This is a genomic window from Nocardia rhamnosiphila NBRC 108938 (genome assembly GCF_000720425.1).
Lineage (GTDB): Bacteria > Actinomycetota > Actinomycetes > Mycobacteriales > Mycobacteriaceae > Nocardia > Nocardia rhamnosiphila.
The window spans coordinates 159,100-171,731 of the sequence record NZ_JOAJ01000004.1 but is presented as its reverse complement, the minus strand read 5'-3'; the positions used below and the strand labels follow the sequence as shown (position 1 = coordinate 171,731).

General features: G+C 69.2%; 12 protein-coding genes. 3 read left to right on the top strand and 9 right to left on the bottom strand.

The window, feature by feature from the left end; translation table 11 throughout:
- Window positions 1–76 precede the first annotated feature (76 nt).
- The 6 genes from IG75_RS0116665 to IG75_RS0116640 all read right to left on the bottom strand — a co-directional run bounded on the left by IG75_RS0116665 (window position 77) and on the right by IG75_RS0116640 (window position 5,980).
- Window positions 77–763, bottom strand: a complete 687-nt coding sequence (locus IG75_RS0116665) for a GAP family protein (RefSeq protein WP_030522199.1) — start codon at window positions 761–763, stop codon at window positions 77–79.
- Window positions 764–966: 203 nt separating this feature from the next.
- Window positions 967–1,710: a hypothetical protein gene (locus tag IG75_RS0116660; RefSeq protein WP_030522198.1), complete on the bottom strand. Its 744-nt coding sequence runs from the start codon at window positions 1,708–1,710 to the stop codon at window positions 967–969.
- Window positions 1,711–1,747: 37 nt separating this feature from the next.
- Window positions 1,748–3,472 (bottom strand): asparagine synthetase B family protein, encoded by a 1,725-nt coding sequence (locus IG75_RS0116655; RefSeq protein ID WP_030522197.1) that lies wholly within the window; start codon window positions 3,470–3,472, stop codon window positions 1,748–1,750.
- Between the two features lie 7 nt (window positions 3,473–3,479).
- Window positions 3,480–3,962, bottom strand: a complete 483-nt coding sequence (locus IG75_RS0116650; protein ID WP_030522196.1) for a hypothetical protein — start codon at window positions 3,960–3,962, stop codon at window positions 3,480–3,482.
- Between the two features lie 27 nt (window positions 3,963–3,989).
- The gene (locus IG75_RS39870; RefSeq protein WP_063834152.1) at window positions 3,990–4,985 is read right to left on the bottom strand and encodes a hypothetical protein; all 996 of its coding nucleotides are present in this window, start codon (window positions 4,983–4,985) and stop codon (window positions 3,990–3,992) included.
- Complete coding sequence (locus IG75_RS0116640) at window positions 4,970–5,980, bottom strand: hypothetical protein (protein WP_030522194.1); 1,011 nt, start codon at window positions 5,978–5,980, stop codon at window positions 4,970–4,972. Before IG75_RS0116640 ends, IG75_RS39870 begins: the two co-directional genes overlap by 16 nt.
- 331 nt (window positions 5,981–6,311) lie before the next feature.
- On the opposite strand from IG75_RS0116640, the gene IG75_RS0116630 reads away from it, so the two are divergent.
- Window positions 6,312–7,010, top strand: coding sequence for a DNA alkylation repair protein (locus IG75_RS0116630; protein ID WP_030522193.1), 699 nt, complete (start codon window positions 6,312–6,314; stop codon window positions 7,008–7,010).
- Between the two features lie 226 nt (window positions 7,011–7,236).
- Here the strand turns inward: IG75_RS0116630 and IG75_RS0116625 are convergent, their stop codons facing one another.
- From IG75_RS0116625 to IG75_RS0116615, 3 genes are all read right to left on the bottom strand, one after another.
- Entirely contained in the window at window positions 7,237–8,454 is a 1,218-nt protein-coding gene (locus IG75_RS0116625; protein ID WP_030522192.1) for an acetyl-CoA C-acetyltransferase, read from the bottom strand.
- Window positions 8,455–8,541: 87 nt separating this feature from the next.
- Entirely contained in the window at window positions 8,542–9,396 is an 855-nt protein-coding gene (locus IG75_RS0116620) for an SGNH/GDSL hydrolase family protein (protein WP_030522191.1), read from the bottom strand.
- Window positions 9,397–9,467: 71 nt separating this feature from the next.
- Window positions 9,468–9,929: a hypothetical protein gene (locus IG75_RS0116615; RefSeq protein WP_030522190.1), complete on the bottom strand. Its 462-nt coding sequence runs from the start codon at window positions 9,927–9,929 to the stop codon at window positions 9,468–9,470.
- A gap of 103 nt (window positions 9,930–10,032) precedes the next feature.
- Here IG75_RS0116615 and IG75_RS0116610 point away from each other — a divergent pair, with 103 nt between their 5' ends.
- Window positions 10,033–11,424, top strand: a complete 1,392-nt coding sequence (locus tag IG75_RS0116610) for a cystathionine beta-synthase (protein ID WP_030522189.1) — start codon at window positions 10,033–10,035, stop codon at window positions 11,422–11,424.
- A gap of 107 nt (window positions 11,425–11,531) precedes the next feature.
- Window positions 11,532–12,578 (top strand): mechanosensitive ion channel family protein, encoded by a 1,047-nt coding sequence (locus IG75_RS36320; protein WP_051714663.1) that lies wholly within the window; start codon window positions 11,532–11,534, stop codon window positions 12,576–12,578.
- Window positions 12,579–12,632: the final 54 nt, after the last annotated feature.

The window sequence follows — 12,632 nt, the reverse complement described above, 5'->3', positions numbered from 1 at the left end:
GCAATGTCTTTCCGCTGCTCGGCCGGGGTCCGGGAATACGGCGGCGAAGCACGCTCCGGTGCGGTGCGGAGCGAGCTCAGTGCGGCAGTTCCGCTCTGGCGTAGACGAGGGCGTAGATGATCAGTGCGGCGCCGAGCACGGCGAACAGGACCCGGACGGTGACGGGGCCGAAGCGGGCCAGGGCGCGTACCACCCACCGATAGATCCGTTGGGCCCGCGGCGTGCGCCGCAGCGCCAGCGCGAGGACCAGCAGCGGTGGGACCAGGGCCAGGGCGCAGTAGACGAGCACGATGACCGGCCAGCCCGAGGGCGGCGGCCGGTGCGAGGACAACATGGCCAGCGCGGTCAGATAGGGGATGGCGGTCGGGGCCTGAGCGAAGCCGATCGCCATTCCGGCCAGCGCGAGCATTGCGGGGCGCCGGCGCAGGGTGATCGTCCATTCCGGTGGGTCGGCGGTGCCGGTGGTGCGCACGCAGGCCAGGGCGAGCAGCACAGTGCCGGCGGCGAGTTCACCCCAGAAGCGGAGGGTGGGAGTGAGCTGGAAGTCGAGAAGTTCGGTGAGCCAGTTCAGTCCCAGGACCGTGGCCAGGCCGAAGGTGGTGGTGAGCACGAACACACCGCCGAGGAAGGCCAGTCCGCCCGGAAGGGGTGAGCGCCGGGCGAGCCGGCTGTCGATGATGACGGCGGTGGTGACTCCGATCAGCAGCACGTCGAGAGAGTCGAGGAATGCCAGCCCCGCCATCGCCAGCAGAAGAGTCGTCATATCCCGACCGAACATACGGCACCATTTCGGAAGCGCCGAGTTCCGCGATCGTCCGCGTACGGCGATCAGGGCCGAGGATCGAACGATCGGCCATCCCGATCAGGTGATACGCCGGGTCGATTCCCCGAATCGCCCCGGCGGGCGTAGCGCTGGTGCCGGTCGGAGCCGGTTTCTTCCTGATACGGCGCAGTTTCCGGAACCGCTCAGGACCCGCCGGGCGTGAGGTCGGTGCAGGTGGCGGCCTCCGGTAGCGCCCGGGCGAGGAACACCGTCTGGGCCATCATCTTGTAACCCGCCATCCCTTCACGTAGGACCTCGATCGACTCCTCCGGGTGCACCGAATCGATCACCGCGTTCGGGCCGACGGCATTGAACTGGTGGCTGACCCCGCGGGGGATCTGCATATCCACGAACGAGCACGGCGGCACGATCAGGTTGTACCGGGTCCGGTGCACGCCGGGCGGGGTGTCGGGCAGGTCGTCGGTGAAGCATTCGGGCCGGAAAGGCGTCACTCCGGAAACATCGGTGACGACGAAGGGGGACAGCGCACCGACCCGGATATGAGTGCCGGGACCGGTCATCATGCGGACGAAGCGCAGCCCGGTGTGCAGGTGCATCCGCGAGCAGATACCGCGTTCGGCGGCGTCGTAGAAATCCATGAGGTAGCGATCGGCGAAGAAACCTTCGAAAGGGGTTTCCAGCAGGTAGACATCGCCTTCTTCGAAGGTCTGCGCGCGCACGATGCCCTGGGCGTCGGGTGTGCTCGCCGCCCGGGTGGCCTTGGCAGTCCGGACGATCTGCGCGAACGCGTCCACCACTACCCCGGCCACCTCGGGCGCGAACCGTGCCACCGGTGTCACGACATTGCGGCCCGCGTCCCGGAATGCGGCGAGATCGTGGATCTCGTTCTCGTCGTCGGCATGGTTCTTGATGCGCGGCTCGGTCATCGGGCCGACTCCTCGGTACTGGAGGCGCGGCCGGCGGTCACGGCCCCACCTCGAACGAACGAAGCCATAATTCCAGCGACAGCACCAGCCACAGTTTGCCACCCTGCCGGGGGAGCAGCGCCCCCTCGCCGCGCAACCAGGCCCGCACGGTGTCCTGCCGGAAGAGTCCGCGGGCGCGCGCGGCGCGGCCGAGCAACAGGTCGTGGACCGGATCGCGGAGCGGACCGTCCAGCCACTGCTGAACCGGAACCCGCATACCGCTCTTGGGGCGGTCGACGATCGTGGGCGGCAGCAGATCGCGCACGGCCTCCTTGAGGATCCATTTCTCGCTGGTGCCGGCAAGTTTCGCGGTGGGTGGGACGGCGAAGGAATGGTCGACGACGGCACGGTCGAACAGTGGTGCGCGGCCCTCGATCCCGCTGGCGGCGGTCAGGCGTTCCACCTTGGTCAGGATGTGGTGGGCGCCCTTGGTGCGCAGGTTGGTGTGCAGTAGCCGGTTGAGCAGGCCGGTCATCCGGTCCCCGCGCAGGTAGGGCGCGACGTGTTCGGCCGGGGACGGCGCTCCGGCCAGCGCGGCGAGTGTCTCCGGGGTCAGCAGGGTGGGCAGATCGCCGTAGCATTTGCGGTAGCTGTCCAGATACGCGCGGGCGCGGGCATCGGGATCGGGTTCCTCACGGGACAATTCGAAAATCAACATCGCCAGGTTCTTGGGGCCGCCGAAGACCGGGTCGCCGCCTTCTCCGTTGAGCGCGACGCGGATTCCGTCGGCGGCGACGGCTTCGGCGAGCATCAGGTTCGGCACGGTGAGAGGATCACCGACCGGACAGTCGAGCAGGCCCACCGTATCCGCCAGCCGGGCGGCGATCGTCTCGCCGGGCACCGTGAGCACGCGGTGCTCGGTACCGCAGTGCGCCGCAACGAGCCCGGAGTAGCCGAGTTCGTCCGGGGCGGTGGCGCCGAAACTGATCGAGTAGGTATGCACGGCCCGGTCGTGCGCTTTCGCGGCGAGCGCGGTGACCAGACTGCTGTCGATCCCGCCGGACAGCAATACGCCGACGGGTTCCCCGGGCGGAAGCCGCCGGGCGACAGCGTCTTCGAGCAGGAGGCGGAGCGCCGCGATGTGTTCGTCGACGGATCGCTCGTCCGCGGTCTCGCTCGGCTCCCAGAAGGTGTGCTCGTCGGAGGTGCCGTCCGGGCGCAGCCGCACACAGCGCCCCGGGAGCACCTCGTGGATATCGCGCAGGAGGGTTTCGCGTCCGGGCAGGTAGGCGAAGGTCAGGAAGGATCGCACCGCGGGCAGGTGCAGGCCGGTGCGCAGCGCGGGCCAGCGGCTCAACGCACGTAAGGAGGTCGAAGCGGCCCAGCCCGCCGTCGAACGGGCGTGGAAGAGGGTGCGGGTGCCCAGATGGTCGCGCGCGAGAACCAGATCGGGTCCGTCGGCGATGGCGAGGGCGAACATCCCTTCGGCGGCGGCGAGGCCCGCGGTGCCGAAGCGGGCGTAGCAGCGCAGGAGCAGTTCACCGTCGGACCGGCCGGGCGGCGGAGCCTCCGTACCGAGGCGGGCACGCAGCCGGTCGGCGTTGAACAGCGTGACCACGCCGACCGCGCTCAGCTCGCCGGCGACGAAGGGTCCGTGGGCGGTGCCCGGCCCGTCGATCAGGCCCAGGGCGTGCCCGCCGCGGGTCGTAACCGGCTCACCACCGACGGCCCGCAAGTGGGCGGACGGATCGTCGCCGGTCAGCAACGCACACCATCGAGACATTCAGCACTCACCCGAAATCGTCGTCGTCACCGTATCCGTCGCCCCAGTCGCCGTAGTCGCCGTCGGCTCCATCGCCACCGCTGCCGGATTGCGCCGCCTGGTTGCGCAATTCCTCTTCCTCCTCCGGGGTCAGCGACGGCGGGGGCATCACCAGCGCGCCGAGCAGGGCGCCACCGGCGACGCCGGCGAGGATCGTGCCGAGTCTGCCGCCGAAGGACGAGCGGTTGACCGTCAGCACGTTGTCGCTCCACAGGGTCCGGCCGTAACCGGATTCGCGTCCGTAGCGGACCGAACCGTCGCGCAGTGTGCGCTTGACGATCCTTCGGCCCAACGGCTCGTCGACCCCGGAACCACCCCTATCGTCCTGCCAGGTGACCGTGGCGCCCGGGCCGCGGCGCCGCCACTCCTGCCTCCCGTCGGCGTAGCGCCGATGGACGGTGTCGTCGGCGAGCAGCTCATCGGTATAGGCGAGCTGCTGGTATCGGGACACAGTGGCCTCCTCTCGTGCGGCCGGTGCTCAGGCGGCGGGCCAGGTCAGGAACCCGCTGCGGCGGGCGTGCCGCAGCTGGGCCAACGGCGGTGGCGGGGTGCGTACTCCGCGGACCAGACGATGCACCGAGCGCAGCAGTACGGCGGGAGGGACCGCCTCGAGTTCGACGACCCGGCCGCGACGCAGCCAGGCTTGTTCCCGCTCGTCCAGGAAACCGGGGCCCGGCTCGTCGCCCGGGCGATCCTCGGCGAGCAGCCGGGCCGGCGATGCTACGCCGGTCACTTCCGGCGGTGTGATCACCTCCGGACCTCGCCGCACCGATTTGCGGCCATCGAATACCGGGCCCGGCGCATCCGGCGCCGAGTGTGCCTTCGGTGGTCGTCCCGGATCGACGGCGGGGCCGTCGATGTGAAAGAGATGCAGTCCCATGGCCTGCCGGGGCCGCAGGCCCAACGGCACCACGCGCAGATCCGGGGGAATCCCGGTGAGTTCGGCCGGCCGGGCGGGAAACGCGACGCCTGTGGCGCTCGCTTCGTGCAGTACGTAGACCTCAGCCCCGCCGCGGTCGAGCATCGCCGTCACACCGGGGTGTAGCGGCAGTTCGGCCGCGCCGAGCACCGGTGTCGCCGATTCCATCGGGAGACCGTTGGCGCGCAGCATATGCGCGACGGTGTGCGATTCGCAGATCAGCAGGCGCGGTAGGCCGTAGTCGAACAGGTCGGGTTCGGGAGTGTGCGCTCCCGGGGGCGCGGTCCGGGGCGGTGCCGGTGTGAGCAGGCCGGGAATCTCGGCGTGCCGGGCGAGGGTGGCTTGAAAGGTGGCGAAGGACAGCGGTGCCGGGACGGTGAACGCGATCCGGCGCGGCAGCCGGGGGGCCGGGGCGAGCAGCCGGCAGAGTTCGTAGTAGAGCTGGCGTTCGGTGAACCGGATCCCGCCCGGCGCGGCGGCCCGGGACGCCGCGACCGGTAGCAGCCGATCGAATACCCGCTGTGTCCACCGGGCCGGTGTCAACTGCTCGGCCACGTCAGGAAACCCATCTCGCGGGCGCGCTGCCGGTCCGGGTCGGCGGCCTCCTGGACTCGTTCGATACCGCGCACCACCACGCCGAGCAGCGCCGCGGGCGGCAGCGCCCCGACCGGTGACCACCAGCCGTCGGCCAGCCAGTCGCGCTCGGCCGCGGACCCGGCGGCCCATTCCGGTACGGGTGGCGCCGCCGGGTCCGGCAGCTCCCGTAATCGCACCGCCGAGCGGGCCGTGAGCGCCGATTTCGCGGACAGTCCGATCAGGATTGCCCGGGAGCCCAACGCGTCCCGGGCGCGCGCTCCGAATACGACGCCGCGCAGACCGGCGTCGTGCAGGACGAGGACCGGCACCTCCGGTGGCAGCCGGCCCACTCGATCCGCCAGTGCCAGCTCCCATACCTCGGCGGCCTTGTTCGCGGCGAGGCAGGCGAGTACCGAACGATCTGCGCACAGTAGGGCCGCCCGCGGTTGCCGCACCGCGGGCAGCGGAATGTCCTCGGCCACCATTCCGGACGGTGGCCCGCCGTAGATCTGCGTCCAGCGGTCGAACACCCCGGTGCGGAATTCTCGCGGTGTCACCGGTATCCGCACCGTCGTCCGCTGCCGGAACCACGGTTTGGCCAAGACCAGCAGCAGCGGGACAACGACCAGCAAGAGCAGCCCCGTGCCGATGCCCGGTAACACCGGAACGAAACCGCTGACCACACAGATGAACCCCACCACCACGATGATCCCGCACGTCCAGCCGAGCGCCGCGTGGTAACCGCGGTCCACACTCGGCACATCCCGGCGTGTGGCCGCGTACCACAGCTGGGTGGGGGTGTAGCGCAGATTGCCTTCATCGCTCAGTTTTTCGGCCAGGCGACGCATCCGCAGGTCGTGCATCCGCGCCGGGCTCTCCTTCGGCTCCAGCGCGAACTCACGCCGGCACGCCGGACACCGCCGTCCGGTGCGCTCGCGGCGCAGCAGACTTTTCGCGCAGTGCGGGCAGATCACCTGTCCAATGGTCGTCGATCGGCCGGGATCGCGCGAGTGGTATGCGCTTTCGCATCCGGATGACCTCGGTGTTCGGTGCCGCCGGTGCGCCGAATTCACCGACCGTCAACTCGGCGGTTCGACGATGGTCGCCGAGCCCGGCCGCACGCCGGCGGATCGATCCTCGTCGTTCGAAGCCGGCACATCCGGCTTCACCCCACCCAGGGGGCGCGGGAGGCAAGGGAAACACCGGGACACGGTGGCAGGCCGGCCGGATCGCCGATCCGATCGTGGGGCCATGGGTACTTCCGGTTCTAGGCTGTATCCCGAATCCGAGAGGCAGGAGACCGAGGTGACCCCCACGACGCCGACCGAGACGACCGTGGCCGAGGTGCTGGCCGAACTGGCAGACCTCGAGGACCCGAAGACCCGCGCGGTGAACGAGAAGCACGGTGACGATCACGGCGTGAACCTCACCCGGCTGCGCGCGGTCGCGAAACGGCTGAAAACCCGGCACGAACTCGCGCGCGGACTGTGGGAGACCGGCGATACCTCGGCGCGCCTGCTGGCGCTGTTGATCTGCCGCCCGAAAGCGTTCGGACGCGACGAGCTGGACGCCATGCTGCGCGACGCGCGGACGCCCAAGGTGCACGACTGGCTGGTGAGCTATGTGGTGAAGAAGAGCCCGCATACCGAAGAACTGCGCCTGGCCTGGTTCGACGATCCGGACCCGGTGGTGGCGAGCGCCGGGTGGGGGTTGACCGCCGAACGGGTGGCGAAGAAGCCCGAGGGGCTCGATCTGTCCGGGTTGCTCGACACGATCGAAGCGGAGATGAAGGACGCCCCGGACCGCCTGCAATGGGCGATGAACACCTGCCTGGCCCAGATCGGCATCGAGCACCCCGGGTATCGCGACCGGGCGATCGATATTGGTAAACGCCTGCGGGTGCTCGAGGACTACCCGACCTCCCCGGGCTGCACCTCCCCGTTCGCACCCATCTGGATCGCCGAGATGGTGCGTCGGCAGCAGGAAGAACCGGGTGTCCGTTAGCTCTCGGCCATCTGGACCAGAGTTTTGCCGTGGGGTAGCCGGATCACGTTGTGCACGAGAAACGCTGTATCGCCGAGGAACGGTGTCGGCCCACCGTTGCTCGACGGGCCGAAATCTACTGCGGATCCTCACCGACACGACGGACGGGCTCGGCCATCCGGATCGGACGGCCGAGCCCGTGTCCGAGACCACGAAGTCCCGGCCCGCGCGGCCGGGACGCCGCAACTCAGCTCAGGCGCTCGATGATCATCGCCATACCCTGCCCGCCACCGACGCACATGGTCTCCAGGCCGAACTGCTTGTCGTGGGTCTGGAGGTTGTTGAGGAGGGTGGCGGTGATGCGGGCGCCGGTCATCCCGAACGGGTGGCCCAGCGCGATGGCGCCGCCGGACACGTTCAGTTTGTCCAGGTCCATGCCGAGTTCCCGGGCCGAACCGAGCACCTGCACCGCGAAGGCCTCGTTGATCTCGTAGAGGTCGATATCGCCGATGGTCTTGCCGGCCAGCTTCAGCGCCTTGCGCACCGCTTCGATCGGGCCCAGACCCATGATCTCGGGGGAGAGGCCGGAGACCCCGGTGGACACGATCCGGGCCAGCGGGGTCAGGCCCAGTTCCTTGGCCTTGGTATCGCTCATGACGACCAGGGCGGCGGCGCCGTCGTTGAGCGGGCAGGCGTTACCCGCGGTGACCGTGCCGTCCGGGCGGAAGACCGGCTTGAGCTGGGAGATCTTCTCGTAGGTGGTGCCGGCGCGGGGGCCGTCGTCGGTGGAGACGACGGTGCCGTCGGGCAGGGTCACCGGGGTGATCTCGCGTTCGAAGAAACCGGCCTTGATGGCCTCTTCGGCGCGGTTCTGCGACCGCACGCCCCAGTGGTCCTGGTCTTCCCGGGAGATCCCGGTGAACGAGGCGACGTTCTCCGCGGTCTGGCCCATGGCGATGTAGATATCGGGGATGTTGTCGTCCTCGCGCGGGTCGCGCCAGCTCACGCCGCCCTGCGCGGTGGTGGCGGTGCGTTCCTCGGCGGTGGCGAATTGCGGGTTGTGGGTGTCGGGCCAGCCGTCGGCGGTGCCCTTCGGGAAGCGGGAGACGGTTTCCACGCCGGCGGAGATGAACGCGTGGCCCTCGCCGGCCTTGATGGCGTGGAACGCCATCCGGGTGGTCTGCAGCGAGGAGGAACAGTAGCGGTTCACGGTGGTGCCGGGCATGTAGTCGTAACCCAGCTGGGTGGCGACGACCTTGGCCATGTTGAACCCGGATTCGCCGGCGGGCTGGCCGCAGCCGAGCATCAGATCGTCGATATCGGCGGGTGACAGGGCGGGGACCTTGTCCAGTGCGGCGCGCACCATCTGCGCGGCCAGGTCGTCGGGCCGCATGCTCACCAGCGACCCCTTGTTGGCCCGGCCGATGGGGGAGCGAGCAACGGAAACGATGACGGCCTCTGGCATGAGGACTCCTTTGTCGGGGAGTGTGCACGGCCGGGCCGAACACTACTCGCGGGTACGATCCCTTCGAATCTACGTCGCGCCCGGCTACTAGGAAATATCCGCCGTGGCCATATCCCGTTCAGCGAGCGCTCTCATCAATTCGGGCAGCAGATGGGTGGCCGCCAGCGCGTAACCATCGGCGGAGGGGTGGAAACCGTCGGCGGAGAACAACTGCTCCGGGGCGGCCCGGAAATCCTTGCTCAGCAGGTCACCCATGGCGACGGCGCGGCCGCCCGCCGCCCGGGTGGCCGCCGTCTGGGCCCGTGCCAGCCGGACGCTCCACCGGTGCACCACCGAGCGCAGCGGTTCCGGGATGGCGGTAACGCTGCCCAGGTCCGGGCAGGTGCCGACCACGACGACGCTGCCCGCCCCGTGCAACCTGCCGACCGCCGCGCCGAGGCGTTCGGCGGACCGGCCGATCGAATGTTTCTTGGTGACATCGTTCGCGCCGACCAGCACCACCGCCGCGTCCGGCGGCGGGCCCGCCACGAACATGGCGTCCACCTGCCCGGCCAGCCCCTTGGAGGTGGCACCGGAGATCGCCTTGGTACTCAACCGGATGCGCTGCCCGGTGGTATCGGCCAGACCGTGCGCGATGCGGACCCCGGGCACTTCGGCGGCGCTGTGGCAGCCCAGACCTGCGGCGGTGGAGTCACCGAAGATCATGAGGTGCAGGTCGGCGTGTTTACCGGTGCGCCAGAGTTCGTATCCCAGCGGGGAGTAGATACCGTCGGCTTCCGGGGGTTTGGAGGTGTCGCGGCCGATCATGCCGCGGGCCGTGCCCGCCTGGGTGGTGAGCAGCCGATAGGCCGCCCAGGACGCGGTACCGGCCCCGGAGCCGACCAGAACCGTGGCGGCGCCGGCCACCGCGGCCGTCCGCCATCCGATCCGAGTTTCGCCCATGTGCCGGGAGTTTACGAGCGGTGATGATCTCGTGCGACCGTGCGCCGGGACCGGTCGCGCACGGGTAGACATCAGGCCGGGACGACGAAACTGCCGTACGCCGGGATACTCGCGTGGTTCGTGGTCACCACGACCTCCACCCGGCCGGGGCCGGTGTCCTGGAACAGCGAGTACTGGATACTGCCGTAGATGCCGGTCACCACATTGTTGATGTAGGTGCCGGTGGCCCCGGTGTCGAGGTTGCGCCAGGCCACCGTGGTCAGTACCTCACACAGTGGCGCCAGCGGGTAGTCGCCCGGCCCGATGCCGGCGACCGGGTTGGCCCGGACGTTCAGTACCGCGCGGCCCGGCCACTGCGGACTGGTATCGGCCCAGGTGCGGATGCTCGTCCCGCACAGTCCGCCGTAGGTCAGTGTCGGGACATCGGCGAACGCGATGGTGGCGGCGCCGGCCGTGGCCCCGGACGCGGCGACCAGCGCGAAGGCGGACCCGGCCAGGAGCACGGTGACACGTGCGAGCTTCGGCAGCCTCATAGGTCCCAGATCCTAAAGGCTCGGCAGCCAGGGCGTCGGATTTGCGCGGTGGGGTGGCGGACCACACGGAGCCCTCCGGCAACGTCTCTGCAACGATGGGGGTATGCGCATTGCGGATCATGTCGTGGACCTCATCGGCAACACCCCGCTGGTCCGGTTGAACTCGGTGGTGCCCTCGGGCGCCGGGCTGGTGGCCGCCAAGATCGAGTATCTGAACCCCGGCGGCAGCTCCAAGGACCGGATCGCGGTGAAGATGATCGAGGCCGCGGAGAAGTCCGGGAAGCTGGCTCCCGGCGGGACCATCGTCGAACCGACCTCGGGCAATACCGGTGTCGGCCTGGCTCTGGTGGCCCAGCAGCGTGGCTACCACTGTGTCTTCGTCTGCCCGGACAAGGTGAGCGAGGACAAGCGCAATGTGCTGCGTGCCTACGGGGCCGAAGTGGTGGTCTGCCCGACCGCGGTGCCGCCGGAGCACCCCGACAGCTACTACAGTGTCTCCGACCGCCTGGTCGAGGAGATCGAGGGCGCCTGGAAGCCGAACCAGTACTCCAATCCCGGCGGTCCGGACAGCCACTACGAGACCACCGGGCCGGAGATCTGGCGCGATACCGAGGGCACGGTGACCCATTTCGTCGCCGGTGTCGGCACCGGCGGCACCATCACCGGCGTGGGCCGCTACCTCAAGGAAGTATCGGGCGGCAAGGTGAAGGTGATCGGCGCCGATCCGGAGGGATCGGTGTATTCCGGCGGTACCGGGCGCCCGTATCTGGTCGAAGGGGTCGGCGAGGATTTCTGGCCCTCGGCCTACGACCCGGCGATCCCGGACGAGATCATCGCCGTCTCCGACGCGGATTCCTTCGATATGACCCGGCGCCTGGCCCGGGAGGAGGGGCTGCTGGTCGGCGGTTCGTGCGGGATGGCCGTGGTGGCGGCGCTCGAGGTGGCCCGGCGCGACCCGGATGCCGTCGTGGTGGTGCTGCTTCCGGACGGCGGGCGCGGCTATCTGTCCAAGATCTTCAACGACCGGTGGATGAGCTCCTACGGCTTCCTGCGCACCCCGCTCGACGGGTCGACCGCGGAAACGCTGGTCGGCGATGTGCTGCGCGGTAAGTCCGGCGAACTGCCGGATCTGGTGCACACCCATCCCTCGGAGACCCTGCGCGACGCCATCGAGATCCTCCGGGAATACGGCGTGTCGCAGATGCCGGTGGTCGGCGCGGAACCGCCGGTGATGGCCGGTGAGGTGGCCGGCAGTGTCTCCGAACGGGATCTGCTCTCGGCGGTGTTCACCGGTCGCGCGAACCTCACCGATTCGGTGGCCCAGCATATGAGCCCGTCGTTCCCGCTGATCGGGTCGGGCGAGCCGATCTCCGCGGCCACCAAAGCGCTGTCGGATACCGATGCGCTGATGGTGGTCGAGGACGGGAAACCGGTCGGCGTGATCACCCGGCACGATCTGCTGGCATTCGTCAGCACGGATCGCGTGGCGCATTAGCAATTATTCCGCAATCGCAGGTTCAACCTGCTCTACCGGGGTATAACGTGGTGTAGTGCCGTTCGTGGCAAACGCTGCGTCCGATCGGAGAGCGAAGGGAAGGGCTTGTGCAAACCTCAAGTTTGGCAATCGATTTCCAGCAGGGTTTCTCTGATGCGTGGAGTTCGATCGCGACATTCGTACCCAAGCTCATCGGCTTCCTGGTCATCCTGGTCGTCGGCTGGATCATCGCCAAGGTGGTCGAGAAGATCGTCGACAAAGTGCTCGAGCGGGTGGGTTTCGATCGGCTCGTCGAGCGGGGCGGAATCCAGCGGATGCTCGAGCGGAGTAAGTACGATGCGTCGGATCTTCTCGGAAGGCTGGCCTTCTACGCGATCCTGCTGATCGCCTTGCAGATGGGTTTCGGGGTCTTCGGGCCCAACCCGGTCAGCAACCTGATCAACGGGATCGTCGCCTGGCTGCCCCGCGCGGCGGTGGCCATCCTGATCGTGGTGGTCGCGGGCGCCATCGCGCACGCGGTGAGCGATCTGGTGCGCAACGCGCTCGGCGGGCTGAGTTACGGCCCGATGATCGGCCGGATCGCGGCGGTGTTCATCTGGGGTATCGGTATCGTCGCCGCCCTGAATCAGATCGGTGTGGCGACCACGGTCACCACACCGGTGCTGATCGCGGTTCTCGCCACCCTGGGCGGCATCCTGGTCGTCGGTGTCGGCGGTGGTCTGGTGCGGCCGATGCAGCAGCGCTGGGAGGGCTGGCTGAGCGGGCTCGAAGAGGAGATGCCGTCCGTGCGCGGTCATGCCGAGGCGTATCAGCGCGGCCGGGAAGACGCCTCGCGGGAGCGGGAGCGGATGGGTGCCGAGCAGGCGGGACGCGGTGCCACGGCCGCCGGACGTGACCCGGAGCAGTGGGACGAGCCGCAGCCGGCCCACGGTGGCGGTTTCCGGCGGGAACCGGACGAGCCCGGTGGTGGTTACGGGCAGCAGATGTCCGGTGGCGAGTACCGGCAGTACGGCAACCCCTATCGCGGCGGGCAGGCGCCTTACGGCGGCGCGCAGACGCCTTACGGTGGCGGCGGTCAGCAGCCCTATGGTGGTGGTTACGACGAGGGTGGTCGGCCGCCCTACGACGGCGGTGAACCGCGCCACCTGCGCTGAGCGCCGCTTTCCCGACTCTCGTCCGCCGTGCACCGGAGCTCCGGTGCACGGCGG